Annotated in this window: 23 protein-coding genes and 1 pseudogene; 9 read left to right on the forward strand and 15 right to left on the reverse strand. The window is 54.6% G+C overall.

Going from position 1 to position 25,128, the window contains the following annotated elements; translation table 11 throughout:
• The first annotated feature begins 61 nt into the window (after positions 1 to 61).
• The 6 genes from AC07RN_RS06070 to mazF all read left to right on the forward strand — a co-directional run bounded on the left by AC07RN_RS06070 (position 62) and on the right by mazF (position 7,385).
• Entirely contained in the window at positions 62 to 3,802 is a 3,741-nt protein-coding gene (locus AC07RN_RS06070) for a nitrate reductase subunit alpha (RefSeq protein WP_478335880.1), read from the forward strand.
• The gene (narH, locus tag AC07RN_RS06075) at positions 3,799 to 5,343 is read left to right on the forward strand and encodes a nitrate reductase subunit beta (protein WP_235135659.1); all 1,545 of its coding nucleotides are present in this window, start codon (positions 3,799 to 3,801) and stop codon (positions 5,341 to 5,343) included. Before AC07RN_RS06070 ends, narH begins: the two co-directional genes overlap by 4 nt.
• Entirely contained in the window at positions 5,343 to 6,038 is a 696-nt protein-coding gene (narW, locus tag AC07RN_RS06080) for a nitrate reductase molybdenum cofactor assembly chaperone (protein WP_449554435.1), read from the forward strand. The genes narH and narW overlap by 1 nt, the downstream gene beginning before the upstream one ends.
• Positions 6,035 to 6,715, forward strand: coding sequence for a respiratory nitrate reductase subunit gamma (narI, locus tag AC07RN_RS06085; protein ID WP_012017456.1), 681 nt, complete (start codon positions 6,035 to 6,037; stop codon positions 6,713 to 6,715). Before narW ends, narI begins: the two co-directional genes overlap by 4 nt.
• A gap of 95 nt (positions 6,716 to 6,810) precedes the next feature.
• Positions 6,811 to 7,059, forward strand: coding sequence for an AbrB/MazE/SpoVT family DNA-binding domain-containing protein (locus AC07RN_RS06090; protein WP_012017457.1), 249 nt, complete (start codon positions 6,811 to 6,813; stop codon positions 7,057 to 7,059).
• The gene (gene mazF, locus AC07RN_RS06095; protein WP_012017458.1) at positions 7,059 to 7,385 is read left to right on the forward strand and encodes an endoribonuclease MazF; all 327 of its coding nucleotides are present in this window, start codon (positions 7,059 to 7,061) and stop codon (positions 7,383 to 7,385) included. The genes AC07RN_RS06090 and mazF overlap by 1 nt, the downstream gene beginning before the upstream one ends.
• A gap of 29 nt (positions 7,386 to 7,414) precedes the next feature.
• On the opposite strand, the gene nhoA is transcribed toward mazF, so the two are convergent.
• From nhoA to AC07RN_RS06115, 4 genes are all read right to left on the reverse strand, one after another.
• Complete coding sequence (gene nhoA, locus AC07RN_RS06100) at positions 7,415 to 8,260, reverse strand: N-hydroxyarylamine O-acetyltransferase (RefSeq protein ID WP_478336277.1); 846 nt, start codon at positions 8,258 to 8,260, stop codon at positions 7,415 to 7,417.
• A gap of 72 nt (positions 8,261 to 8,332) precedes the next feature.
• Positions 8,333 to 9,988 (reverse strand): ABC transporter permease, encoded by a 1,656-nt coding sequence (locus AC07RN_RS06105; RefSeq protein WP_478335881.1) that lies wholly within the window; start codon positions 9,986 to 9,988, stop codon positions 8,333 to 8,335.
• Between the two features lie 39 nt (positions 9,989 to 10,027).
• Positions 10,028 to 10,996, reverse strand: a complete 969-nt coding sequence (locus AC07RN_RS06110; RefSeq protein WP_478335882.1) for an ABC transporter substrate-binding protein — start codon at positions 10,994 to 10,996, stop codon at positions 10,028 to 10,030.
• The gene (locus AC07RN_RS06115; RefSeq protein ID WP_478335883.1) at positions 10,993 to 11,685 is read right to left on the reverse strand and encodes an ABC transporter ATP-binding protein; all 693 of its coding nucleotides are present in this window, start codon (positions 11,683 to 11,685) and stop codon (positions 10,993 to 10,995) included. The genes AC07RN_RS06110 and AC07RN_RS06115 overlap by 4 nt, the downstream gene beginning before the upstream one ends.
• Before the next feature lie 135 nt (positions 11,686 to 11,820).
• Here AC07RN_RS06115 and AC07RN_RS06120 point away from each other — a divergent pair, with 135 nt between their 5' ends.
• Positions 11,821 to 12,393, forward strand: coding sequence for a flavin reductase family protein (locus AC07RN_RS06120; protein WP_133630260.1), 573 nt, complete (start codon positions 11,821 to 11,823; stop codon positions 12,391 to 12,393).
• Between the two features lie 83 nt (positions 12,394 to 12,476).
• On the opposite strand, the gene arnF is transcribed toward AC07RN_RS06120, so the two are convergent.
• The 7 genes from arnF to arnB are packed head-to-tail and all read right to left on the reverse strand — an operon-like array spanning position 12,477 to position 19,884.
• Positions 12,477 to 12,860, reverse strand: a complete 384-nt coding sequence (gene arnF, locus AC07RN_RS06125; RefSeq protein ID WP_478335884.1) for a 4-amino-4-deoxy-L-arabinose-phosphoundecaprenol flippase subunit ArnF — start codon at positions 12,858 to 12,860, stop codon at positions 12,477 to 12,479.
• Entirely contained in the window at positions 12,857 to 13,180 is a 324-nt protein-coding gene (arnE, locus tag AC07RN_RS06130; RefSeq protein ID WP_449554441.1) for a 4-amino-4-deoxy-L-arabinose-phosphoundecaprenol flippase subunit ArnE, read from the reverse strand. Before arnE ends, arnF begins: the two co-directional genes overlap by 4 nt.
• On the reverse strand, positions 13,177 to 14,838 hold the full coding sequence (arnT, locus tag AC07RN_RS06135; RefSeq protein WP_478335885.1) for a lipid IV(A) 4-amino-4-deoxy-L-arabinosyltransferase: 1,662 nt from the start codon (positions 14,836 to 14,838) through the stop codon (positions 13,177 to 13,179). Before arnT ends, arnE begins: the two co-directional genes overlap by 4 nt.
• Before the next feature lie 49 nt (positions 14,839 to 14,887).
• Complete coding sequence (gene arnD / locus AC07RN_RS06140; protein WP_478335886.1) at positions 14,888 to 15,784, reverse strand: 4-deoxy-4-formamido-L-arabinose-phosphoundecaprenol deformylase; 897 nt, start codon at positions 15,782 to 15,784, stop codon at positions 14,888 to 14,890.
• Positions 15,781 to 17,763 carry a bifunctional UDP-4-amino-4-deoxy-L-arabinose formyltransferase/UDP-glucuronic acid oxidase ArnA gene (gene arnA, locus AC07RN_RS06145; RefSeq protein WP_478335887.1) on the reverse strand — a complete coding sequence of 661 codons (1,983 nt, stop codon included), beginning with the start codon at positions 17,761 to 17,763 and terminating at the stop codon, positions 15,781 to 15,783. The genes arnD and arnA overlap by 4 nt, the downstream gene beginning before the upstream one ends.
• The gene (arnC, locus tag AC07RN_RS06150; protein ID WP_012017469.1) at positions 17,760 to 18,743 is read right to left on the reverse strand and encodes an undecaprenyl-phosphate 4-deoxy-4-formamido-L-arabinose transferase; all 984 of its coding nucleotides are present in this window, start codon (positions 18,741 to 18,743) and stop codon (positions 17,760 to 17,762) included. The genes arnA and arnC overlap by 4 nt, the downstream gene beginning before the upstream one ends.
• 1 nt (position 18,744) lies before the next feature.
• Positions 18,745 to 19,884, reverse strand: a complete 1,140-nt coding sequence (arnB, locus tag AC07RN_RS06155) for a UDP-4-amino-4-deoxy-L-arabinose aminotransferase (protein WP_478335888.1) — start codon at positions 19,882 to 19,884, stop codon at positions 18,745 to 18,747.
• A 558-nt stretch (positions 19,885 to 20,442) separates the two neighbouring features.
• Between arnB and AC07RN_RS06160 the strand changes: the two genes are divergently transcribed.
• Positions 20,443 to 20,919 (forward strand): WbuC family cupin fold metalloprotein, encoded by a 477-nt coding sequence (locus AC07RN_RS06160; RefSeq protein WP_478335889.1) that lies wholly within the window; start codon positions 20,443 to 20,445, stop codon positions 20,917 to 20,919.
• A gap of 114 nt (positions 20,920 to 21,033) precedes the next feature.
• On the opposite strand, the gene fusA is transcribed toward AC07RN_RS06160, so the two are convergent.
• The gene (fusA, locus tag AC07RN_RS06165; RefSeq protein ID WP_407437861.1) at positions 21,034 to 23,136 is read right to left on the reverse strand and encodes an elongation factor G; all 2,103 of its coding nucleotides are present in this window, start codon (positions 23,134 to 23,136) and stop codon (positions 21,034 to 21,036) included.
• 161 nt (positions 23,137 to 23,297) lie between these two features.
• Here fusA and AC07RN_RS06170 point away from each other — a divergent pair, with 161 nt between their 5' ends.
• Complete coding sequence (locus tag AC07RN_RS06170) at positions 23,298 to 23,597, forward strand: ArsR/SmtB family transcription factor (RefSeq protein WP_012017473.1); 300 nt, start codon at positions 23,298 to 23,300, stop codon at positions 23,595 to 23,597.
• 30 nt (positions 23,598 to 23,627) lie between these two features.
• On the opposite strand, the pseudogene AC07RN_RS06175 reads toward AC07RN_RS06170, so the two are convergent.
• From AC07RN_RS06175 to AC07RN_RS06185, 3 genes and pseudogenes are all read right to left on the reverse strand, one after another.
• Positions 23,628 to 23,834 (reverse strand): annotated as a pseudogene (locus tag AC07RN_RS06175) (type II toxin-antitoxin system RelE/ParE family toxin); the annotation flags it as partial.
• Between the two features lie 59 nt (positions 23,835 to 23,893).
• A complete protein-coding gene (gene pptA / locus AC07RN_RS06180) occupies positions 23,894 to 24,124 on the reverse strand; it encodes a tautomerase PptA (RefSeq protein WP_012017474.1) in 231 nt (76 codons plus the stop codon).
• Positions 24,125 to 24,240: 116 nt separating this feature from the next.
• Positions 24,241 to 25,128 (reverse strand): transporter substrate-binding domain-containing protein, encoded by an 888-nt coding sequence (locus AC07RN_RS06185; protein WP_012017475.1) that lies wholly within the window; start codon positions 25,126 to 25,128, stop codon positions 24,241 to 24,243.

Raw genomic sequence — 25,128 nt, forward strand, 5'->3', positions numbered from 1 at the left:
GTTCGACACTTTGTGAGCAGTGTAACCACGGGGCAGGAGTCGCTCCGTCAGGAGAAACGTCATGAGTAAACTGTTGGATCGCTTTCGCTACTTCAAACAAAAAGGCGAGACTTTCGCCGACGGACACGGGCAGGTGTATCACACCAACCGCGACTGGGAAGACAGTTATCGCCAGCGCTGGCAGTTTGACAAAATTGTGCGTTCGACTCACGGCGTCAACTGCACTGGCTCCTGTAGCTGGAAAATCTACGTCAAAAATGGTCTGGTGACCTGGGAAGTCCAGCAGACCGATTATCCCCGTACTCGCCCTGACCTGCCCAATCACGAACCGCGCGGATGCCCGCGAGGCGCGAGTTACTCCTGGTATCTCTACAGCGCCAACCGCCTGAAATATCCCCTGGTCCGCCGCAAGCTGATCGAACTCTGGCGTGAGGCGCTGGGCCAACACAGCGATCCGGTCCTGGCGTGGAACGCTATTATGAGCGACCCGCAAAAAACCCAAAGCTATAAACAGGCGCGCGGGCACGGCGGCTTTATCCGCTCTAACTGGAAAGAGCTGAATCAACTGATCGCCGCCGCTAACGTCTGGACCATCAAACACTACGGCCCGGATCGGGTCGCCGGTTTCTCACCCATTCCGGCGATGTCGATGGTCTCTTACGCGGCAGGCACGCGCTATCTCTCCCTGCTCGGCGGAACGTGCCTGAGCTTTTACGACTGGTATTGCGATCTCCCCCCTGCGTCACCGATGACCTGGGGTGAGCAAACCGATGTCCCAGAGTCCGCCGACTGGTATAACTCCAGCTACATCATTGCCTGGGGTTCTAACGTTCCGCAGACGCGTACGCCGGATGCCCACTTCTTTACCGAAGTGCGTTACAAAGGCACCAAAACTATCGCAATAACTCCCGATTTTTCGGAAGTCGCGAAACTCAGCGACCAGTGGCTGGCCCCGAAGCAAGGCACCGACAGCGCGCTGGCCATGGCGATGGGCCATGTGATCCTCAAAGAGTTCCACCTCGATAATCCGAGCGAATATTTTCTCAATTACTGTCGCCGTTACACCGACATGCCAATGCTGGTGATGCTTGATGAACGCGAAGACGGCAGCCTGTTGCCGGGCCGAATGCTGCGCGCATCGGATCTGGCCGAGGGGCTGGGCGAGCAAAATAACCCTGAATGGAAAACCGTTGCGTTTGATATCGCCGGTGGGCTGGTCGCGCCGAACGGTTCGATTGGTTTCCGCTGGGGCGAAAAAGGGAAATGGAACCTCGAACCGGTGGCGGCGGGTCATGAAATCGAGCTAACGCTGTCCCTGCTGATCACGCACGATAGCGTCGCTAACGTGGCGTTCCCCTATTTCGGCGGCAACGAAAATCCGCATTTCCGCAGCGTGAAGCAAGAGCCGGTGCTGATCCGCAAAGTGCCGTCCAAAATTCTGACGCTGGCGGACGGACGCCAGCAACAGGTCGCCAGCGTGTACGATCTGGTCCTGGCGAATTACGGCCTCGACCGCGGTCTTGATGATGAAAACGCGGTTAAGGATTACAGCGAGGTGAAGGCCTATTCCCCCGCCTGGGGCGAGCAAATTACGGGGGTTCCGCGTCGGCATATTGAACAAATTGCCCGCGAGTTTGCTGACACCGCGAATAAAACCCACGGCCGTTCGATGATCATTTTGGGTGCCGGTGTGAACCACTGGTATCACATGGACATGAACTACCGCGGGATGATCAACATGCTGGTTTTCTGCGGCTGCGTCGGCAAAAGTGGGGGCGGCTGGTCGCACTACGTCGGCCAGGAAAAATTGCGTCCGCAAACCGGCTGGCTGCCGCTGGCGTTTGCCCTGGACTGGCACCGTCCGCCGCGCCAGATGAACAGCACATCCTTTTTCTACAATCATGCCAGCCAGTGGCGCTACGAAAAACTCACCGCGCAGGAATTGCTTTCTCCCCTCGCCGATGCGTCGAAATTTACCGGGCATCTGATCGATTTCAACGTGCGGGCTGAACGAATGGGCTGGCTGCCCTCCGCCCCACAGCTTGATGTTAATCCGCTGCATATCAAAGCGCGTGCCGACGCAGCGGGTATGTCGCCACAGGATTACACCGTTCAGGCGCTCAAATCTGGCGATGTTCGCTTTGCCTGCGAACAGCCGGATAACGGTAAAAACCATCCGCGCAATCTGTTTGTCTGGCGCTCGAATTTGCTGGGATCATCCGGGAAAGGCCACGAGTACATGCTCAAGTATCTCCTTGGTACCGAGAGCGGCATTCAGGGCGACGATCTCGGTTCAACGGATGACGTCAAACCTGAAGAGGTGGAGTGGCAAACCGCCGCCATCGAAGGCAAGTTAGATCTGCTGGTGACGCTCGATTTCCGCATGTCCAGCACCTGTCTGTTCTCCGACATCGTCTTACCAACCGCCACCTGGTACGAAAAAGACGACATGAATACCTCGGATATGCATCCGTTTATTCACCCGCTTTCAGCGGCGGTTGACCCTGCCTGGGAGTCGCGCAGCGACTGGGAGATTTATAAAGGGCTGGCGAAAGTGTTCTCTGAAGTGTGCGTTGGCCATCTGGGGACCGAAACGGACGTGGTGCTACAACCCTTGCAGCACGACTCCCCGGCGGAATTATCCCAGCCGTTTGATATCCAGGACTGGCGCAAGGGCGAATGCGATCTGATCCCCGGCAAAACCGCGCCCAATATCGCCGTGATTGAGCGTCATTATCCACAAACGTATGAACGGTTTACCGCGCTTGGCCCGCTGATGGACAAACTCGGTAACGGCGGGAAAGGCATTTCGTGGAACACGCAAACCGAGATCGATTTCCTCGGCAAGCTGAACTACGTCAAGCTGGACGGCCCGGCGAAAGGGCGTCCGCGGATCGATACCGCGATAGATGCGTCTGAAGTGATTCTCGCCCTCGCCCCGGAAACCAACGGCCATGTGGCGGTAAAAGCCTGGGAAGCGCTCAGTGAATTCACCGGGCGCGAACACGCGCATCTGGCGCTGAATAAAGAAGACGAAAAAATTCGCTTCCGTGATATTCAGGCGCAGCCGCGTAAAATCATCTCCAGCCCGACATGGTCAGGCATCGAAAGTGAACACGTTTCCTATAACGCCGGATACACCAACGTTCATGAACTCATTCCATGGCGCACGCTTTCCGGACGCCAACAGCTGTATCAGGATCATCAATGGATGCGTGCCTTCGGCGAAAGCCTGGTGGCCTATCGTCCGCCGATTGATACCCGCAGCGTGACGCACATGCGCGAGATCCCACCGAACGGTTTCCCGGAAAAAGCGCTGAATTTCCTGACGCCGCACCAGAAATGGGGCATTCACTCCACCTACAGTGAAAACCTACTGATGCAAACCCTGTCGCGCGGCGGGCCGATTGTGTGGATCAGCGAAACGGACGCCCGTGAGTTAGGCATTGAGGACAACGACTGGATCGAGGCCTTCAATGCTAACGGCGCCCTCACCGCCCGCGCCGTCGTCAGCCAGCGCGTACCGCCAGGCATGACCATGATGTACCACGCCCAGGAGCGCATTCTGAACATTCCGGGATCCGAAGTGACCGGGCGACGTGGCGGCATTCATAACTCGGTCACCCGCGTGTGCCCGAAACCGACGCACATGATCGGCGGTTACGCCCAGTTGGCCTACAGCTTCAACTATTACGGCACCGTCGGCTCAAACCGCGACGAGTTCATCATGATCCGCAAAATGAAAAATATTAACTGGCTGGATGGCGAAGGTCGGGATCAGGTACAGGAGGCGAAAAAATGAAAATACGCTCACAGGTCGGCATGGTACTGAATCTCGACAAATGCATTGGCTGCCACACCTGTTCGGTGACGTGTAAAAACGTCTGGACCGGACGCGAAGGTATGGAATACGCGTGGTTTAACAACGTCGAAACCAAGCCGGGCATTGGCTATCCGAAAAACTGGGAAGACCAGGAGGAGTGGCAAGGCGGCTGGGTTCGGGGGATAACCGGCAAACTGACGCCGCGCCTCGGCGGACGCGTCGGCGTGCTGTCCAAAATCTTTGCTAACCCGTCACTGCCTGGCATCGACGATTACTATGAGCCGTTTACCTTTGACTATCAGGATCTGCACCGCGCGCCCGAAGGCGATCATCTGCCCACTGCCCGCCCACGATCGCTGATCAGCGGTAAACGGATGGACAAAATCGTCGGCGGCCCAAACTGGGAAGAGTTGCTCGGCGGCGAGTTCGAGAAACGCGCACGCGACCGTAACTTCGACAACATGCAAAAGGAGATGTACGGCCAGTTCGAAAATACCTTCATGATGTATCTTCCGCGCTTGTGTGAACACTGCCTGAACCCAAGCTGTGTCGCCACCTGCCCGAGCGGCGCAATCTACAAGCGCGAAGAGGACGGCATTGTGCTGATCGACCAGGACAAATGCCGCGGCTGGCGCATGTGTATTAGCGGGTGTCCGTACAAAAAAATCTACTTCAACTGGAAAAGCGGCAAGTCAGAAAAATGCATCTTCTGCTATCCGCGTATTGAATCCGGCCAGCCGACCGTGTGTTCCGAAACCTGCGTCGGGCGTATCCGCTATCTGGGCGTGCTGCTGTACGATGCGGATCGTATTGAAGAAGCGGCCAGCACCGAGCATGAAACCGATCTGTACGAGCGCCAGTGCGATGTGTTCCTGAACCCGCACGACCCGGCAGTGATTGAAGAAGCGTTTAAACAGGGCATTCCGCAAAACGTGATTGATGCCGCGCAGCGCTCACCGGTGTACAAAATGGCGATGGACTGGAAGCTGGCTCTGCCGCTGCACCCGGAATACCGCACCCTTCCGATGGTCTGGTATGTTCCGCCGCTGTCCCCAATTCAGTCCTATGCCGATGCCGGTGGTCTGCCGCAAACCGACAGCATATTGCCTGCGGTCGAGAGCCTGCGCATTCCGGTGCAGTACCTGGCGAATATGCTCAGCGCGGGTGACACCGGCCCGGTGCTGCGCGCCCTGAAACGCATGATGGCGATGCGCCATTACAAACGTTCGCAAACCGTCGAAGGCGTGACGGACACCCGCGCGATTGACGAAGTCGGTTTGAGCGTGGAACAGGTTGAAGAAATGTACCGCTATCTGGCTATCGCTAACTACGAAGACCGCTTCGTGATCCCAACCAGCCACCGCGAAATGGCGCGCGATGCCTTCCCGGAGAAAAACGGCTGCGGCTTTACTTTCGGCGACGGTTGCCACGGCTCCGACACCAAATTCAACCTCTTCAACAGCAGCCGCATTGACGCCATTAACATCGACGAGGTGCGCAAACATGGGGAGGGAGAATAATGAAAATCCTCAAAATCATTGCTCTGCTGATTGAATATCCCGATGAGACGTTGTGGGAAAGCAAAGACGAAGCGCTGTCGCTGATCGCCCAGGATGCGCCGATGCTGCTGCCCTTTGCGCAGCAGCATCTTGAGGCGTCGCTTCTCGATAAACAGGCGCACTGGTGCGAAGTGTTTGAGCGCGGTCGTTCGACGTCGCTGCTGTTGTTCGAGCATGTTCATGCAGAGTCCCGCGATCGTGGCCAGGCGATGGTCGATCTCATGAGTCAATATGAAAAAGCCGGATTGCAGCTCGATTGCCGCGAACTGCCGGACTATTTGCCGCTCTATCTGGAATATTTAAGCCTCGTTTCAGACGCTGAAGCGCGGGAAGGCCTGCAAAACGTTGCGCCGATTCTGGCGCTGATAGGCGGACGGCTGAAACAGCGTGACGTCGCGCATTATCAGCTGTTTGATGCCCTGCTGACCTTTGCCCAAAGCCCGTTTACCAGTGACAGTGTCACGAAACAGGTCTCGACGGAACAACGGGATGACACTCGCCAGGCGCTGGACGCGGTCTGGGAAGAGGAACAGGTGAAATTTATTGAGGACAACGCCACCGCCTGCGACAGTTCGCCGATGCAGCAATATCAACGCCGCTTTAGCCAGGACGTCGCGCCTCAATACGTGGACGTCAGTGCCGGAGGCCCAAAATGATGCAATTTCTGAACGTCTTTTTTTACGATATTTACCCGTATATTTGCGGCACGGTATTTCTGATCGGAAGCTGGCTGCGGTATGACTACGGGCAATACACCTGGCGCGCATCGTCCAGCCAGATGCTCGATAAGCGCGGCATGGTGTTGTGGTCGAATTTGTTCCACATCGGCATTTTGGGGATTTTCTTCGGCCACCTGTTCGGAATGCTGACCCCGCACTGGGTCTATTCGTGGTTCCTGCCGATGTCGCAAAAACAGTTAATGGCGATGATTTTGGGCGGCGTGTGTGGCGTGCTGACGCTGGTTGGCGGCGCGGGGTTATTGATACGTCGATTAACCAATCCACGTATTCGCGCCACCTCAACGACTGCCGACATTTTGATTCTGTGCATCTTGCTGATTCAGTGCGTTTTGGGGCTGGCAACGATTCCGTTTTCGGCACAACACCCGGACGGCAGCGAAATGTTAAAACTGGTCGACTGGGCGCAGAGCGTAGTCACCTTCCACGGCGGTGCATCCGCTCATCTTGACGGCGTAGCCCCTATTTTTCGCGTGCACCTTGTGTTGGGTATGACCATCTTTCTGATTTTCCCCTTCACCCGGCTGGTGCACGTCTGGAGCGCGCCGGTGGAATACTTGACCCGTCGATATCAGGTGGTGAGATCGCGGCGTTGACATCCCGACGTCGCAACACGTATCGACATTGTTGACACGCGAAACCCGCAGACTCTATGATGGATATACATTGTATATCCATCTGGAGTTTTTTTATGCCACAAGTCACCGTAAAAAAATGGGGAAACAGCCCTTCCGTCAGGCTTCCTGTCGCGGTTATGCGTGAAGCCGAACTGAACGTTGATGATGTGGTGAATATCAACGTAGACGAAGAAGGACGCATCATTTTGTCACCCGTCAGAAACGACGAACCGTCGCTCGAATCGCTGTTATCGGCGATAACGGATGAAAATCTGCACCACGAAATCACTTTTGGTGAACCACAAGGTAAGGAGCAGTTGTAATGGACTACGTTCCAGAGGCGGGTGATATCGTCTGGCTTGATTTTGACCCGCAGTCAGGCCACGAACAGGCGGGACATCGACCGGCATTGGTCATTTCACCGGCGAGCTATAACGGTCGCACCAGCTTAATGCTGTGCTGCCCGCTGACATCACAGATTAAGGGATATCCTTTTGAAGTCGCTATTAACGCAGCACAGCGCAGCGTCGCCCTTGCCGACCAGATAAAGAGTCTGGACTGGCAAGCACGAAAAGCAGTGAAAAAGGGAAAGGCAACGGCTGATGAACTCAATGCGGTGAGAATGCGGGCAAAGGTACTTCTCGGATAAAGACTAAGGGGCATTTGCCCCTTACCGCATTATTTCCCCGCCTGCGGATGGGTCTCAAACCCGGCCATGACCGCGGTCAGCTCAGCAAGTGAAAACCCGTGTTTCGCATCATTAACGCCCAGCCCAAATCGTTCCTGCATCAACTCATACAATTCGCTGGCATTGGCCAGAGTGCGCTGCTCGACAACATGCGTGCCCTGCCAGTGGGTAAAATGGAAATTGGTGAGCGTTAATTTTCCGCCATCCGCCAGGTGTCGACACATCAGCAGATGATGACGGAAGTGCGATTGCGGCCAGTGGGCGGACCAAAAATTCCCCATCACGTAATCGTTGAAATACTGCGTCACCAGATCGAAGTGATACATCGACTGCCAGTGATCGTGGTGGCGGAACTGCAGCACCCAGTCATTGCCCTCGTTCATCAGGCGATACAAACCGTGCGGCGTGGCCTGCTCCTCTCCGGCGACTAACCGAATGGGTGCCGTCAGCGTTTGACCACCGAAACCGACATCGGCAATCCAGCGCTCGCCGTTCAACTCGACCAACAACAGGCGATGCGTGCGTGGTGGCATCTGCGGCGGATTAGACAGCACTACGCGGCCCAACACGCTGCGGACGTGAAAACCGATTTCCCGCAGAACGCGTTCGAAAAGTCCATTTTGCTCAAAACAATAGCCGCCGCGTCTGGCGGTGATCAGCTTATCCGCGACGTTTTGATCGTCCAGATGGAGTTCTCGCGGCAGGACGACATCAATATTCTCAAACGGAATAGCGCTGTTGTGCTGCAAATGCAGCGCACGCAGGGTATCGATATCCACTTGCGCTGGCTGATGCCAGTCGATACGGGCGAAATAAGCACTCAGAAATGGGGACATCATAGGGTTCCTTGAAATGATTTCCCCTTTTTATAACCTATTTTTACGTCGCCACTGGCGCAAAAGTGCTTTTTAGCGACGAACACCGCGCTGCATGATTCCAAGCGCCGTGAGCATCAGCATAAGCCCTGTCATCAGCGTGAGCGTCGCCATCGCCATGCCTTGCCCAATCGAGCCTTGCTCAAACTGACGCCAGATAAAGACGGACACAGTTTGCGTTCCGGCAGGCGCCAGCAACAGCGAAGTGACCAGTTCGCGCGAGGCAATCGCAAACACCATCAACATCGCCGCCAGCAATGCTGGTGAGACCAGCGGCAGCACGATAAACCGCAGTGCCTGAAACGCCGACGCACCATGCACGCGCGCGGCGGGTTCGAGATTACCGCCCAACTGACGTAACGCGCTACCGACATAACGCACTGGCCACGGCAGCAGCAGGCAGCAATAGGAAAGCAGCAAAATCACCCAACTGTTATAGGGCGAAATCGTCCAGAACGGCTGATTCCACAGCAGGATTAACCCCACGCCAACGACCACACCCGGCAGCGCCGCAGGCATCAGCGACAAGGCATCAATCACGCCACGCCCTTTGATCTTTTGCACCACAACCAGCCAGGAGGCGAGAAGTCCGATGCACCCCGTGATACAGGCGGTCCCCAGCGCCAGAGAGAGACTGGTTCCGAGCGCCGACAGCGCATCGCCCTGCTGGCTAAACAGCGCCGCATAATGTGACAACGTCACGTTACCAGCCGTCACACCACCCGACAACGTGCCTAAAATTCCTGAAAGCGCCATTGATGCGCCCGGCAGAATAACGGCGACAACCCCAACCAGCGCCATCACCAGCACAACCGGCAGCGTGAACGCCCCCGCGTCTGCGCCCCTATTTTCCGTGGGTTTGCCGGTAATACTCGTGACGTCATGATGCCCGGTCAGCTTTTTCTGTAATGCCCAGGCGCACAGCGCAATCACCACCAACACCACCGACAGCATCGATGCACCCGAGAGATCAACCGGCCAGTCGGCCAGTTTTTTCTCGATATCCGTCGTCAACATCAAGACACCGGCACGCGTTCCCAGCGCCGCCGGAACGCCAAACTCTTCGATGGCCAGCGTAAACGCCAGCAACATCCCAGCCGCCAGCGCGGGAGAGAGCATCGGCAGCGTGATGTGCCAGAACGCCCTTCCGGCACTTGCTCCGTGAACGCGCGCTACCATTGCCAGACGCTGTCCACTCGCCAGTAAACTGCGCGAAACCGCAAAATAGATAACCGGGAAAATATTCAGCGCCATCACTAGCACAATCCCCGTTTTACTGAACAGCAGATCGTTGAGGTTAATACCCGTCAGCTGCTGCAAATAACCGTTGGTCTGGAGCACCAGCATCCACGACAGCGCCGCAATATAAGGCGGCGTTAAAAATGGAATCAAAAACAGCAGATCCCACAGGCGTGGCAGCGGCAAAGTAAAGAGCCCACGCGCCACGCCCAGCGGAAAGCCAATCACGGCGCTGACCAGCGCTACGCCAGTTGCAATCTGCAACGTCCCGCCCAGCATCGTAGGGAGCTGAGGTTCCGCCAGTAATGTGCTCACGCCACTGAACGCGCCCGAAAGCGATCTGGCGCTAAACTGCGGGAAAATCGCCTGTAAGAGAATAAAGGAGAGCGGAAACGCCACCAGAACCATCAGCACGGCGAGCGTCATACCCGAAATAAATCGCTGTTTCACGAGGGAATCCTGAAGACGGGGTTGCCCCCGTCGGATGAATTACAGGGAGAAAAGCGTGTTGAAGCGCTTGAGGATTGCGCTGCGCTCGCTGCTGCCATCATTTTTGACTGGCAGGATTTTCAGCTCATTCAGCAGCGGGCGTTTAGCCTGAACGTCTTCGCGCGCAGGCATCAGCCAGGCGTCGGCCACCATTGACTGCCCTTCTGGTGACAGGACGTAATCGACAAACGCTTTGGCGTCGTCAGCATGCTGCGTCGATTTCAGTATCATCATTGGGCGCGGGGCAATCACCGTCCCGCTCGCTGGGAAGATGACCTTCAGCGATTCGCCCTGATGAATATTGCCATAAGAAACATAGTCGACCGCGCCAAACACGGCGGCTTTTGCACCCTGCATTACCGGCGTGACGGCCTGTGCGTTCGGGCCGCTCACGACCATGCCGTTCTTCTTCAGTTCGTGAAAAAGCGTCCAGGCTTTGTCGCCCATGCCATTTTGCAGACCGATCAGCAAATCCAGCGACGCGCCCGACAGCGCCGGGTCCGGCGTGGTGACTTTATCTTTGAACGCATCGGTGGTCAGATCCTGCCACTCTTTGGGTTCTGGCGTCCCGCTTTTGGTGTTCCACACGATCCCCAACGCAGAGATCCCCTGCGCAACGTAATCGGCTGACTTCAGTTCAGCAGGCACTTTATCGGCATTTTCGCTCTGATACGGCAACAGCCATCCGCGAGTATGCAGATCTTCAGCCGTGTCCCACGACGCAGAAATCAAAATATCGGCCTGCGGATTGGCCTGTTCGGCTTCCAGACGCGCCATCACTTTGCCGGTGGTCGCCTGGAAAATATCCACTTTCACGCCCGTTTTCTTTTCGAAACCGGTCGCCAGATTTTTTGCCAGCGATCCTGGCCCTGCGGTGTAAACCGTCAGCGCATGCGCGCTGGACATCATGACGGTAGATAGCGCCATTGCGAGCAATACTCCCTTTTGAGCGGAAAATGACTTTTTCATGCGAACTCCCCAGAAGATGAAATCAAACGATCGGCAGCGACGCTGCCAGCAGATAAATGCACGATGCGATCGGCCAGGATTTCAGCCTCCCGGCGATCGTGGGTGACATAGACAGCCGTCGTCCCGAGCTGGCGCAACAGCGTAGCCATCTCAAGGCACAGAGATTCACGCAGTTCACTATCGAGATTGGAAAGCGGTTCGTCGAACAGCAGTACGCGTGGCTCCGCGACAATCGCACGGGCGAGCGCCACGCGCTGTTGTTGACCGCCCGATAAGCCCGCCGGTTTACGGTCAGCAAAATCACTGAGTCCAACGCGTGCCAACGCCTGCGCGACGCGGGAATCACACTCCTGACGCCTGACGTTGCGCATTTTTAACGGGAACGCGACGTTTTGCGCGACCGTCATGTGCGGCCACAGGGCGTAATCCTGGAAGACCATGCCGATATCGCGCGCTTCTGGCGGGAGCGACCACCCTGCTTTCGCGACCAGCCGATCGCCAAAGTGGATTTCACCCTGCGCGGGATGCGTGAGTCCAGCAAGCAGACGCAGCAGCGTACTTTTACCGCAGCCTGACGGCCCGAGCAGCGCAACCACGCTGCCTGCGTCAATGTGCAGATCGATTTGATTTAATACCGTGTTCGCACCAAAAGCGTAGGAAACGCCATTGAGCGTGATAGATGTAAACATATTGTTATCCTCTTTGGGATTTAATGTCCGACACTGTAGGCAGGCAACATGACGAATGCATGACGGTTATGTTGCGACTTGATTTCACGCATAATTCAGTCGTTTAATGCCCTAAAACCTCTTTAAGGAATTTCTATGAGCCACTTTCGTCCCGTCGAGTTAAAACACGCCAGTCGCCTGCTGAATCACGGCCCGACGGTGATGATCACCAGCCGTGACGACACGATTGATCGTCGTAACGTGATGGCCGCCGCCTGGTCGATGCCCGTTGAATTTGAACCGCCGCGCATCGCCATCGTGGTGGACAAAAGCGCGTGGTCGCGCGAACTCATCGAGCGCAGCGGGAAATTCGGTATCGTGATCCCAGGCGTGGCGGCAGCCAACTGGACGTATGCGGTAGGTAGCGTCAGCGGACGAGACGAAGACAAATTCAACGCCTATGGCATTCCGGCGATCAACGGCCCGGTATTAGGCCTGCCGGTGATTGAAGAGAAATGTCTGGCGTGGATGGAGTGCCGTCTGCTCCCCGCGACGTCCGCGGCGGAAAAATACGACACCCTGTTTGGCGAAGTGGTCGCAGCGGCGGCCGACGAACGTGCGTTCGTGGCGGGTCGCTGGCATTTTGATGAGGACAAATTGAATACGCTGCACCATTTGGGCGCGGGGACGTTTGTTGTCAGCGGTAAAACCGTGCGAGCCCCGGAATAGGCACCCGCAACCGGTGAATCTGTGACAGTGGCGGTGATTCCTTTCACCGCATATTATCTGCCTGACGAGCCTGAACTGTACGTCTACGATTTTTTGTCGGGCAAACACACCAGCAACAGACCGACAAAAATTACGCTCACGCCTGCAAGTTTACCGACACTGAACGGCTCATGCAGCCAGGGTAGCCCGATAGCGGCAGCCCATACCAGCACGTAGCTTAAGCTCAGCAGCGGATAAGCCTTACTCAGGGCAATACGGCGCAAAGCCATATACCAACAGCCCATCGAAAAGACGTAGCCGAACAAACCGATGACCAGTGCCACGACACCTGGCGTCACGCTCACAAACGCCGACATTAATGCATCGGTCTGGCCCACCGGCGGAAGTGACACCATCGCCCATTTCATTATGAGCTGAGCACCGCTGACTAACAGCACGCTCATTAATGCCCAAAAGTACCCCATCATGCGGCCCCTCCCAGGAGGATAATCCCCACGATGATCAGCAAAACGCCCACCCCATGGCGAAGCGAGATGGGCTCATGCCAGATGAAACGCGCCGCGAGCGTGATAAAAATAAAGTTCAGGCTGAGCATGGGATACGCCACACTGACCGGCACGGTCTGAAGTACAAACAGCCACAGCAGCATGGCGCAGCCCAGTAGCACCAGGCTTAGCGCCAGCCAGCCCCAAACACGTTGGCGCGCTCGCGTGTGGGCGGCCTGCTTTTGGCAAAGCTGGCCGCCACAACTCAGTAGGCTGGCAAACACAATGAGCACATAACTCATGGTGTTTTTTCATAGAAGAAGAGTAAAAAACGCCCTTTGTGATAAACCTTATCAGGCGCAGGCACGTCACTGTCTTCCGGGACGCTATCTTTCGACAACAATTTCACCAGAGAGACGTTGCCCTTTTTACGATGTAACGCCAGCCAACTGGCGAAGTCGTCGCGAGAGACAAAGTTATCTTTCGCATCAGCAAAGGTTGTCAGGCCGTAGTCAAGCTCACCCGGTTTTGCATAAAGCGTAATATCACTGCGCTTCATTTCCCAGGCGATACCTGCGCCTACCCCGACGCTATCGGCAAGAATATAACGGCTGCTCTCCAGTTCCGGGCGCACCAGATTAACAAAAGCCTGCGGATGCTTGGAGTAGACAACTTTATCGGGAATCATGCCACCGACTAACAGCGCGATACCCAGCGGACACAACGCCGCCCAATGCCAGAGCCGGGCGTTATTCCGCGTGGTCAAGTAACCGACCAGCGCCCACACCAGGAATGCGATGCTCGCCTGAATCACTTTCAGCACTTCATGGCTGGCATAAATCGGGTGTTTCGAGATTCCCCACGGTGCCAGAACCAGCAGCACGATCAGCGCACACACTGCGCCAAATACGGTGTTAATCCAACCATTCACATTTAGCGTGCGTGGTGTCGCCACTAATTGTGTTGCATGGCGCGCCAACAAAATAGCTAGCGGTGCGAAGCACGGCAGAATATAGGTCGGAAGCTTACCTTTTGCGATGCTGAAGAACAGCAGAGGCATCACCACCCAGCCCAACAGATACAGCGTTCCGCTTTCGATATGTCGCTCATTCCAGCTGCGTTTCAGCGCGCCGGGTAATAACGCGACCCACGGCAAACAGCCCGCAATCAGGAAGGGAATGTAATACCAGAAAGGGGCTTTATGCTGCGCATCATTTTCGGCAAAACGCTGAATGTGCTCAACCCAGAAGAAATAGTGCCAGAACGTCGGTTCCGCTTTCGCAATCGCCAGCGCCCATGGCAACGTAATCAGCGTGGCGCTGATTACCGCCAGCGGCCCAAACAGCAGCACCTCTTTCCAGCGTTTTTGCGCAATCACCCACGGCAAGACGCCCAGTACCGGAACGGCTAAAGCGAGGAATCCCTTGGTCATGACGCCCATGCCGCAGGCCAGCCCCAGGAGAATGTACCCCCCGGCTTTACCCGCACGCGTTTGCGCATTGGCTCCTAACCAAAAACTGCACATCGCCGCGACCAGCCAAAGGGTAATCATGGGGTCAAGAACAGCATACGTCCCGACGCCATAAACCAGTAAACAGGTCAGGAAAATCACCCCGGACAGCACCGCCACTGTCTTGTCACGCCAGAGGCGAAAAGCCAGCCACGCCACCATCAGCGCGCTTAAGGTTGTGGAAAATACCGCACCGAATCTGACCGAGAAATTGTTATGGCCGAAGATCATCTGGCTCAGGTTGTTAATCCAGTATCCCGCCACCGGTTTTTCAAAATAGCGCACATCCAAAAAGTGCGGGACGATCCAGTTGCCGGCAGACAACATCTCACGGCTGATTTCCGCATAGCGGGTTTCATCAGGCTGCCACAGCGCACGAAACTCAAGTGGAAGCAGGTAAAGCAGAGCAAAACCCAATAACAGGACGAGCGAATACTGTGCTGATTTCATCCTTAAATACCCTAAATAATTCGAATGGTAAGCAGACGTATGACTGAGATTAGTGGTCGATAAGTTGTTGGCAACCTAACCAACCTTCTCGGCCAGGAATCGCTCCGCGCACCACTTTACCCAACGGCAACGTCGATAGGTCGTCAGGTAACAGCTCGCTTAATGGACAAAACGTAATACCTTCCTGCGCGGCCATTTCAAGCAACTCACTAAAGTGTTTGCGCATCACAATGCCTTCCACTTCAGCGTGGATGGTGTACACCGGGGTTCCGGCGTCTTGTTTGATGCGATCGAGGATAAACCGGTTGTAGTTTTCACGGCTGACGCCCTCGCCAATCACTTCATCCCAGGTGGGGAGCGTGACCGGAATTTGCACCGTCCCGGTGCTTCCGTCCGCTAACACCGGTCGAAACGGTGTCGTTCCCCGACAGTCGCTGTTATAGCGAAAACCGAAAGACTCTTTCGCTTTCACGACACGCTGATCGGCACGCCACCCGGCAACGGCTGAGCAGGTCACTGGCTGTTCAATAATTTGGCTCAACGAATCCAACCCGAGACGAATGTGTTTCTCGAGATGGACGTTATCCCAAACCCCTGCCCAGGTTTGCCACGCAAAGTGGTCCCACGCATGCAGACCGACTTCATGGTGGTCCGCCGCTGCTGAGATAATGTCAGCATTACCCGCGCCAATCTGGCGGCCCGGCCAGGCCGTACCCGCCAGCAAAATATCCCAGCCGTAGAGCGATGCGGCTTTTGATCGCAGCATCTTCCACAAGAATTGCGGTTTCACCAGCCGCCATAAATGGCGGCCCATGTTATCCGGCCCAACGCTGAAAAAAAAAGTGGCCTGGATACCGTGCAAACTTAAGATCTCAAGAAGATGCGGAACCCCTTGTTGGGTGCCGCGCCAGGTATCGACATCAATACGCAGACCCACTTTTTTCATTCCTGAGGTTCCGTCAATTCAACCGTTTTGAGGAAGAAGTCCAGGGTTTCGTCGATCGTTTTTTCCATCTCAACCGTTGGCGTCCAGCTGATTAAGCGGTGAGCGTTACGGATGCTCGGTTTACGATGTTCGACGTCCTGGTAGCCCTTACCATAATACGTGCTGCTCTCCACTTCGCGGAAACCGGCAAACGGAGGGAAATGGTTGCGTAGCGGATGTTTTTCAAAGCTCGCCAGCAGCATTTCAGCCAGCTCTTTGATGCTCGCTTCGTTATCCGGGTTGCCGATGTTGATGATTTGCCCGTCGCAGTTGCTGTTTTTGTTCTCAATGATCCGGAACAGCGCTTCGATGCCATCACTAATATCAGTAAAGCACCGTTTTTGACGCCCGCCGTCAATCAGCTTAATCGGTGATCCTTCGACCAGGTTGAGGATCAGCTGGGTGATCGCACGTGAAGAGCCGATACGCGCCGCATTCAGGTTATCAAGACGGGGTCCCATCCAGTTAAACGGCCGGAACAGCGTAAAGCGCAGCCCTTCTTTTTCGCCGTAAGCCCAGATAACACGGTCGAGTAACTGCTTGGAAACCGAGTAAATCCAGCGCTGCTTGTTGATTGGGCCGACGATCAGGTTCGAGTGATCTTCATCGAACACCTTGTCGCTACACATACCATACACTTCAGACGTGGACGGGAAGATAATGCGTTTTTGGTACTTCACGCAGTCACGAATAATCTTCAGGTTTTCTTCGAAATCGAGCTCAAAGACGCGCAGCGGATTACGGGTGTATTCGATTGGCGTGGCAATCGCCACCAGTGGCAGAACGACGTCACATTTTTTGATGTGATATTCAATCCATTCGGAGTGAATACTGATATCCCCTTCCACAAAGTGGAAGCGCGAATTGCCAATGAAACGGCTTATCGCATCGGAACCAATATCCAGGCCATACACTTCAAAGTTGTCGTCTTGCAGTAAACGTTCCGTGAGGTGGTTACCGATGAAACCGTTCACGCCAAGAATCAGCACGCGCGTGCGGCGCTTGATGGCGGAAACCGGCTGGCTGCTGATAATCGCGCCAGCAACCAGACCCAACGTTTGTGCCAGCTGAGAGCCTTGCATGTATACGCCGTTTTCGGTTTGCCCGGTCATGATTTCCAGTGCGCCGCTGCCGGTAGCAATCACCAGTGGGCTGACAGACAACACGGTACCCGCTTTCGCGGCCTGTAATCCTTCCAGAGCACGTGCTTTCCAGACGATAAACTTACTGCCGCCCACATAGCCAAACGCCCCCGGCCACGGATCAGTGACCGCACGCACCAGGTTGCCAATCTCCTGCGCCGTCGCATGCCAGTCAATGCAGCCATCCTGCGCAGTACGGCGGCCAAAAATGCTGGCCTGGCTGTGATCTTGTTCAACCTCAGGGAAATGCCCGGTTTTGATCACCGGCAGAATATCTTTCAACAGGTCAGACGACGCTTGAGTCAGTTTGTGATGCAGTGTTAACGCCGTTTCTTCCGGGGCAATAGCGACACGATGTTGCGCCACAATGGCACCGGCATCGGCACGGCTCACCATTTTGTGTAACGTAACGCCTGTTTCCGTTTCACCTTTCACCAGCACCCAGTTCAGCGGAGCGCGGCCACGGTAATGCGGCAGCAGCGAACCGTGCAGGTTAAACGCCCCTACCGTTGCGCTATTCAGGATTTCATCGCACAGCAAGTTGCGATAATAGAACGAGAAAATCACATCCGGCTGCGCGGATTTAATACGATCAACCCACAGCGGGTGATTTACATCGTTGGGCGCGTAAACGGGAATGCCGTGCTCGGCCGCGGTGCGCGCCACTGACCCAAAGAAATGATTTTCAGAAGGAGCATCAGGATGGGTATAAATTGCTGTGATGTCATAACCCGCAGCTACCAGTGCGTTAATGCCCGCACACCCAATGTCGTGATAAGCGAATACGACAGCTTTCATTGTTGATTTTCCTTTGAAGTTGAAACAGAGCCGCGGCTAACGACGCGCTGAATAAAATAACGAGGACGGGCCCGGACATCGGTGTAAATGCGGCCGATGTATTCACCCAGCAGTCCCATGGCAACAAACTGCGCGCCGATAAACATAAACAGCACGGCAAACAGCATGAACACGCCATCCGCCGCCCATTGCGGACCGAAGGCAATACGTAAAACAACCAGCAGAACCGACAGCGTAAAGCCCAGCACAGCGATAATGCTGCCGAAGACGCTGAGCATGCGCAGCGGCGTGGTGGTCAGGCAGGTCACCAGGTCGTACATGAGGTTAATCAGGCGCATAAAGCTGTATTTTGATTCCCCAAACTCACGCTCAGCGTGATGCACGGGGATTTCGATAGCCTTACGCGCAAAGGTGTTGGCCAGAATCGGTATAAAGGTGCTGCGTTCGTGGCAATGCAACATCGCGTCGATAATGTGGCGGCGATACGCGCGTAACATGCACCCATAGTCGCCCATCGCTTTACCGGTGGTGCTCTGAATGAGGCGATTAATCAGCCGCGAAGCGCGTTTGCGAAACCAGGTATCCTGGCGATTCTGGCGCACGGTACCGACAACGTCGTACCCTTCATCGGCTTTCGCCACCAGACGAGGGATCTCTTCTGGCGGGTTTTGTAAATCGGCGTCCAGCGTGACAATTAAGTCCCCGGTGACGTGGCTAAAACCTGCCATTATTGCGTTGTGCTGCCCGTAATTTCGGTTGAGCAACACGGCAACGATATGGCTACCCGGCTCTTCCGCGGCATCGCTGAGCATGCTGGCTGATTCGTCGCTGCTCCCATCATCTACCAGCAGAATTTCGTAATCTTTACCGAGCAATTCACATGCGGCAGTCGTGCGCCGGATAAGCTCAGGTAAACTTTCCTGCTCGTTATAAACCGGGATCACCACGGAGACTTTGTGGATGGCTTCTACTTTGGTCATTTTAATATCCTGCAACGTCACGCAAGGCAGCGATCACGCGGGTAACATCGTCATCAGTCATCGTTGGGAATAGCGGAATAGAACAAATACGATCGCTGTTCCATTCCGTATTTGGTAATACCAGTGCCGGATAGCGCTCACGGTAATATTTCTGGGTATGAGCAGCTCTGAAATGTAAGCCCGTACCTATTCCTTTTGCTTTTAATGCATCCATAAGGCCGTTGCGGGAAATACCGCAAGTCGCCTCATCCACCCGAAGAATAAAAAGATGCCAGGCGTGCTTATGCGCCCAAGTCGGCTGGCTCAGCGGTAAAAAAGGGGTATCAGCTAATTCCGTAAGATAACGCTCGGCAATTTCTCTACGACGCGCATTATTTTGTTCAAGTTTTTTCAACTGGACTAACGCAATCGCGGCATTAATATCGGCGAGGTTATATTTATAGCCAGGAGAAATGACTTCCGCCTGCGGTGCACGCCCGAGCGTCTGCCGGTCAAAGGCATCAACGCCCAACCCGTGAAACTTCAGACTCCGCATCCGGTTGGCCAGTTGCTCATCATCCGTCACGATTAACCCGCCTTCGGCGCAGGTCATATTTTTAATGGCGTGGAATGAAAAGATGGCCGTGCCGCGATTGCCGACATGACTGCCTTTATAATATGTGCCAGCAGCGTGCGCGGCATCTTCAATGACGGGAATCCCGTGACGATCAGCAACAGCGCGAATGGCGTCAATATCGACGGGGGCACCGGCATAATGTACCGGGATAATCGCCTTCGTTCGCGGCGTGATAGCGGCTTCAATCGCTTGTGGCGTCGCCATCAGCGTGTCGCGGTCAACGTCGATCATGACGGGTTCCGCACCCAGTAACACAATCATATTCAGCGTAGATACCCAGGTGAGTGAAGGCGTAATCACCTCATCACCCGCTTGAATTCCCAGCGCCATCAGCGCGACATGCATACCTGCCGTCGCGGAGCTGACCGCAATCGAATGCTGATTGCCCGTTAACGCGCAAAACGCCTGCTCGAGCGCCTGATTTTTTGGCCCCGTTGTTATCCAACCGGACTGCAAAACCTCACTCACCGCAGCGAGTTCTTCTGGCCCCATCGCAGGGCGCGAGAAAGGAAGAAATTCATTCATTGAATAATCCCATAATTAGCCAGCAACGTATTACGTTCGTCCACAATATGTTTTTCCATTCATAAAATGTGCACAGGTTTTTATCATGAAGCACGAAAATTAAATGAAACGACAACGTGAATGATTCATAACGCAGCAACCTAAACGGTTGTTAAATTAAAGCCAATCTAGCAGATGAACCTTAGCAAAATATTAAGAGGCAGACATCGCATCAAAAAAACCGAAAGAAAAGAGTGATTCACGCTCGATTATGTCTAATGGTGACAAAAGGTAATATTTTTATTTTGGTCATATTATTGTCACTTAAGCAGTATTTAACTTTAGAAAGTGAACATCTTAAGGTTAAATTAAGGTTGGTAATGAATAAATACTGAAGATTGCATTTAATACGGCTTTAGCACTCCGCGAAATATTACGATGGCTATTTCCAGCCTGTTTATTTGTATTGTTAATTCATGATTTTTCGCAGTTGTTCAGGTAACAGCCTGACAAAGATGTGTTACGCGGTTAATTTCGCTTGAGAATGGCCGCACGACGCCAGAAACAAACAAGGTAGATATGAAGCAAATCACGTTCAGCGACTTACAGCAACAAAGCGAGCAGGCTGCAAACTCCCCACGCTTGCGTGCCCATCGAAACGTCCACCCTGAATTGAGCGACCCGGTGCAGCGCCTGGCTATCGCAATGGAACCGGGCACCTACGTTCGCCCTCACCGCCATCCGCATACTTTTGAACTGCTGACATCCCTGAACGGACGCTTTCTGGTGTTGAATTTTGATGACAAGGGTAACGTGACCCATCGCGTTGTGTTAGGTGAGGATTGCAAGGTGCTGGAGATGGATGCTGGCACCTGGCATGCCGTGTTGTCGATGGATAAAGGCGGCGTAATTTTTGAGGTGAAACACGGGGGATATCAGCCTGTAGCAAAGCAAGATTCTGCAGCATGGGCTCCCGCTGAAGGCGAGCCAGGAACGGCTGAACTGATGAAATGGTATCGTCAGGCGCAGGTGGGTGATGGCGGTTTTACCCTGTAATTTAGACTTTGCGTGCCCTGCTCCGCACCGCCCCAAACGGCACCGTAAAGGTGGCGATGTGAGAAACGAAAAACCCCACCGAAGTGGGGTTTAATTTAGGTCAGATTAACCGCGCTAACTTTTTGCGCGGCTGGCGATAATATCGTCTGCCACGTTGCGTGGCGCTTCGGCGTAATGGTGGAACTCCATGCTATAGGTGGCGCGGCCTTGCGACATCGAACGCAGTGTCGTGGCGTAACCAAACATCTCTGCCAGCGGAACGTCGGCACGAATAATCTGGCTGCCAAAACGTTCATCCATGCCCTGCACCATCCCGCGACGAGAAGAGAGATCGCCCATGATATTTCCGGCGTACTCTTCCGGCGTTTCAACTTCCACATGCATCACCGGTTCAAGAATCGCCGGATCCGCTCGGCGTGCGCCCTCTTTAAAACCAAAGATGGCTGCCATGCGGAAGGCCATTTCTGAGGAGTCCACCTCATGATAGGAACCGAACGTCAGCGTCGCTTTAACATCGACCACCGGATAACCCGCCAGCACCCCGCTGTTAATGGCTTCGCGCAGGCCTTTTTCCACTGAAGGAATATACTCGCGCGGCACCACGCCACCTTTTGTGGCATCAGCAAAGACAAAACCACTGCCGGGTTCTAGCGGTTCAAGGCTCAGCACCACATGACCGTACTGCCCTTTACCGCCGGACTGACGCACAAATTTACCTTCAATATCGCTCACCGCTTTACGCAGTGTTTCGCGATAGGTCACCTGTGGACGGCCGATATTCGCCTCTACGCCAAACTCGCGTTTCATACGGTCAACGATAATTTCCAGATGCAACTCACCCATTCCGGAAATGATCGTCTGACCGGACTCCTCGTCTGTATGCAACCGGAACGACGGATCTTCCGCCGCCAGGCGCTGCAACGCGATGCCCATTTTTTCCTGATCCGCTTTGGTTTTCGGCTCAATCGCGAGTGAAATCACCGGCTCCGGAAATTCCATTCGTTCAAGCGTAATCACCGCCGTGAGATCGCTCAGGGTATCGCCCGTCGTGACGTCTTTCAGCCCCACGCAAGCGGCAATATCGCCCGCACGCAGTTCATCCACTTCATGACGGTCGTTGGCGTGCATCTGCACAATGCGGCCGATACGCTCTTTCTTCCCTTTCACCGGGTTGTACACCGCGTCACCTTTTTTCAGCACGCCGGAATAGACGCGGATAAAGGTCAACTGGCCGACGTAGGGGTCAGTCATTAGCTTGAACGCCAGCGCCGAGAACGGTTCGTCGTCACTTGGATGCCGTTCCGCGTGTTCGCCTTTTTCATCCACGCCATCAATAGCCGGAATGTCGAGCGGCGACGGCATCAGCTCAATCACCGCGTCGAGCATGCGCTGCACGCCTTTATTCTTAAACGCGCTGCCGCATAACATGGGCTGGATTTCCCCGGCAATGGTGCGGATGCGCAGCCCGCTGATGATTTCGGCTTCATCGAGATCGCCGCTTTCCAGATATTTGTCCATCAACGCGTCGCTGGCTTCTGCTGCCGCAGAGACCATTTTTTCTCGCCACTCCTGCGCCGTCGCCAGCAGTTCATCCGGTACGGGCGCATAGCTGAACGTCATTCCCTGGGTCGCGTCATCCCACAAAATGGCGCGCATTTTGATGAGGTCCACCACGCCGGTGAAATGTTCTTCTGCACCAATTGGAATCACAATCGGCACGGGATTGGCTTTCAGACGGTCACGCATCATCTGTACCACGCGGAAGAAATCCGCGCCCTGACGGTCCATTTTGTTGACGAAGGCCAGGCGCGGCACGTGATATTTATTCGCCTGCCGCCAGACCGTTTCTGACTGCGGCTGTACGCCACCCACTGAGTCATAGACCATGACCGCGCCATCCAGAACGCGCATGGATCGTTCCACCTCGATGGTGAAATCGACGTGACCTGGGGTGTCGATAATATTGATCCGGTGCGGCTCATAACCTCTGTCCATGCCAGGCCAGAAGCAGCTTACGGCGGCGGAGGTAATCGTAATTCCACGCTCTTGCTCCTGCGCCATCCAGTCAGTTGTTGCCGCGCCATCGTGGACTTCACCCAATTTGTGGCTCATTCCGGTGTAGAACAGGATGCGCTCGGTGGTCGTCGTTTTACCGGCATCGATATGCGCGGAGATACCGATGTTGCGATAACGTTCGAGGGGGATGGGTCGGGGCATGATGCGTCCTTAGTCAGTTTGACTTGAGATTGACGACCGGGATGGTCGCCTTCGTGTTCGTTTGCTATAATAGTCCTATTGTACGAGTATATACGAACTATTTTTTAAGGGAGCGGCTATCATTGGTATAGCTCAACCTGATTATTACGCCCAGGAGCACTATGATCCCGAATCACCCCGAGCCTGAACAAATACTGCTGGAAAACGTTCTTTTCGCCCTTGGCAACCCGCTAAGACTGTCTATTCTGCGCCTGATCGCCGATGGCAGTGAGTTAAGCTGCAATGCCTTACGTCCGCAGGAAGTCGCGAAATCCACCATGACGCATCACTGGCGTGTATTGCGCGACAGCGGTGTGATCTGGCAGCGTCCACAGGGACGCGAGAATATGATTTCATTGCGCAAAGAAGATTTGGACGCCCGTTTTCCTGGGCTGCTGAACACGTTGCTACAGGTGATGTGAAAGAGTAAGGATTGAAGGGACAGGTCTATATCAGGCCTGAACCAAACGCCTGAAGAGTAAATGCTGGATATCCTGTCGCTGCGACAAGATAACGTGTGCCGTGATTGTTATCCCTTCAACAGAATACAGAACGCGATACCCGCTCCGACTGGTAAATTCACGGTATTTCGCGCATCCGAGCTTCAACAATTCTGGACAAATGTGAGCCCCTTGCGGGAATTGTCGGTAGCGAGAATCGCTGGAAGCCGCCTCGCAAATTAACAAAGCCGCCGGACGGCGGCTTCAGGGCACAAGCATTACATCGAATAACCCGGCTTCTTAATCAGCTCATCCAGCTTCGGGCCGATCTCCGTATCCCAGACCTGCGCTTTCCAGTCTTCCTGCTGAACCTGATTCAACGCAACGGATACTGAGCTGTCTTTGCTGTTGAAATGGCGAATAATCACCTCGGCGATATCCGCCGCCAGCGCCGTTTTTTGTTCGTCATTCAGATCGCGAGGGAAACATTTGATATCAACATGTGGCATTTTCAGGCTCCTTTATGAGTAGTATTCCAGGTTATCAGATTATTTCATCAGCCTTTAACACCTTGTGCAGTTTCGATAAGTGTCAGAACCTCAACGGACCGACATTAAGCACAGCGTTAGTAAGTGATGCCGGGGGGATTGACCTCCGATTGTTCCACCGCCTCGCCCTGTTCTCCCCAGCGCGCCAATACTTTCTGGTATTCTCCGCGCTGGATTGCGCCATTGAGCGCGGCCTGCAAGGCATACACCAGCTCGTTACCTTTTTTGGTGGTCGTCGCAACAAAGGCTTTTTTCGGACCCAAGCCCACTACACGCGTTTTACCCGTGAGCGCCTCTTTATAAGCCGATACCGACTGCGGCCCAAAAAACACATCCGCCCTACCGGACTGAATGTACAAATTGCCCGACGCATCATCGGTCAGATAGACCGGAAGCGCAGGTTCTCGCCCTGCTTTTTGGTTCTCTTCGTTCCAGCCCAGCAGAATACGTTCCTGATTCGTGCCGGAACCGACAATCACTTTTTTACCGGTCAGGTCGGCGGCACTTTTGATTGAGGTCACGTCACTGGTCGATTTAACGGAAAACGCCAGAGAATCGACGCGATACGTTGCAAAATCAAACTTTTGCTTGCGCTGTTCAGTCACCGCAATATTCACCAGCGCCACATCGTAACGCCCGGAGCTGATCCCGAGCGGCCAGTCTTCCCACGCCGTTGGTACCAGTTTGAGCTTTAAGCCCAGGCTGCCCGCCAGCAGACGAGCAATGTCCGGATCGCTGCCGATGCGGGTTCGGTTATCGCTGGCCAGCAGGGCCAGCGGCGGCGAGTTGAGGGCTGAAATCGCCACCGTCAGCGTGCCAGGCTCCACAAATTTGTAGTTGTGGGGGATCTTTGATACTGCCTGTTGATCGACGGTGACGGGCAACGGCTGTTCGTTCGCCTGTAAATCAATGCTCGCGTGGCTCACCGAAACGACGCCGAAAAGCGCCAGAAATCCATATTTCAT

This window comes from Lelliottia sp. GFLA7, from assembly GCF_056490165.1.

Coding starts and splice junctions, on each gene's coding strand:
- mazF (WP_012017458.1), top strand. CDS start 7,059: ATGGACTACGTTCCAGAGGCGGGTGATATCGTCTGGCTTGATTTTGAC.
- arnC (WP_012017469.1), bottom strand. CDS start 18,743: ATGACCAAAGTAGAAGCCATCCACAAAGTCTCCGTGGTGATCCCGGTT.
- AC07RN_RS06115 (WP_478335883.1), bottom strand. CDS start 11,685: ATGTTTACATCTATCACGCTCAATGGCGTTTCCTACGCTTTTGGTGCG.
- narH (WP_235135659.1), top strand. CDS start 3,799: ATGAAAATACGCTCACAGGTCGGCATGGTACTGAATCTCGACAAATGC.
- narW (WP_449554435.1), top strand. CDS start 5,343: ATGAAAATCCTCAAAATCATTGCTCTGCTGATTGAATATCCCGATGAG.
- arnT (WP_478335885.1), bottom strand. CDS start 14,838: ATGAAATCAGCACAGTATTCGCTCGTCCTGTTATTGGGTTTTGCTCTG.
- arnF (WP_478335884.1), bottom strand. CDS start 12,860: ATGATGGGGTACTTTTGGGCATTAATGAGCGTGCTGTTAGTCAGCGGT.
- AC07RN_RS06120 (WP_133630260.1), top strand. CDS start 11,821: ATGAGCCACTTTCGTCCCGTCGAGTTAAAACACGCCAGTCGCCTGCTG.
- AC07RN_RS06090 (WP_012017457.1), top strand. CDS start 6,811: ATGCCACAAGTCACCGTAAAAAAATGGGGAAACAGCCCTTCCGTCAGG.
- narI (WP_012017456.1), top strand. CDS start 6,035: ATGATGCAATTTCTGAACGTCTTTTTTTACGATATTTACCCGTATATT.
- fusA (WP_407437861.1), bottom strand. CDS start 23,136: ATGCCCCGACCCATCCCCCTCGAACGTTATCGCAACATCGGTATCTCC.
- pptA (WP_012017474.1), bottom strand. CDS start 24,124: ATGCCACATGTTGATATCAAATGTTTCCCTCGCGATCTGAATGACGAA.
- arnA (WP_478335887.1), bottom strand. CDS start 17,763: ATGAAAGCTGTCGTATTCGCTTATCACGACATTGGGTGTGCGGGCATT.
- AC07RN_RS06110 (WP_478335882.1), bottom strand. CDS start 10,996: ATGAAAAAGTCATTTTCCGCTCAAAAGGGAGTATTGCTCGCAATGGCG.
- arnD (WP_478335886.1), bottom strand. CDS start 15,784: ATGAAAAAAGTGGGTCTGCGTATTGATGTCGATACCTGGCGCGGCACC.
- AC07RN_RS06160 (WP_478335889.1), top strand. CDS start 20,443: ATGAAGCAAATCACGTTCAGCGACTTACAGCAACAAAGCGAGCAGGCT.
- arnE (WP_449554441.1), bottom strand. CDS start 13,180: ATGAGTTATGTGCTCATTGTGTTTGCCAGCCTACTGAGTTGTGGCGGC.
- nhoA (WP_478336277.1), bottom strand. CDS start 8,260: ATGTCCCCATTTCTGAGTGCTTATTTCGCCCGTATCGACTGGCATCAG.
- arnB (WP_478335888.1), bottom strand. CDS start 19,884: ATGAATGAATTTCTTCCTTTCTCGCGCCCTGCGATGGGGCCAGAAGAA.
- AC07RN_RS06185 (WP_012017475.1), bottom strand. CDS start 25,128: ATGAAATATGGATTTCTGGCGCTTTTCGGCGTCGTTTCGGTGAGCCAC.
- AC07RN_RS06070 (WP_478335880.1), top strand. CDS start 62: ATGAGTAAACTGTTGGATCGCTTTCGCTACTTCAAACAAAAAGGCGAG.
- AC07RN_RS06170 (WP_012017473.1), top strand. CDS start 23,298: ATGATCCCGAATCACCCCGAGCCTGAACAAATACTGCTGGAAAACGTT.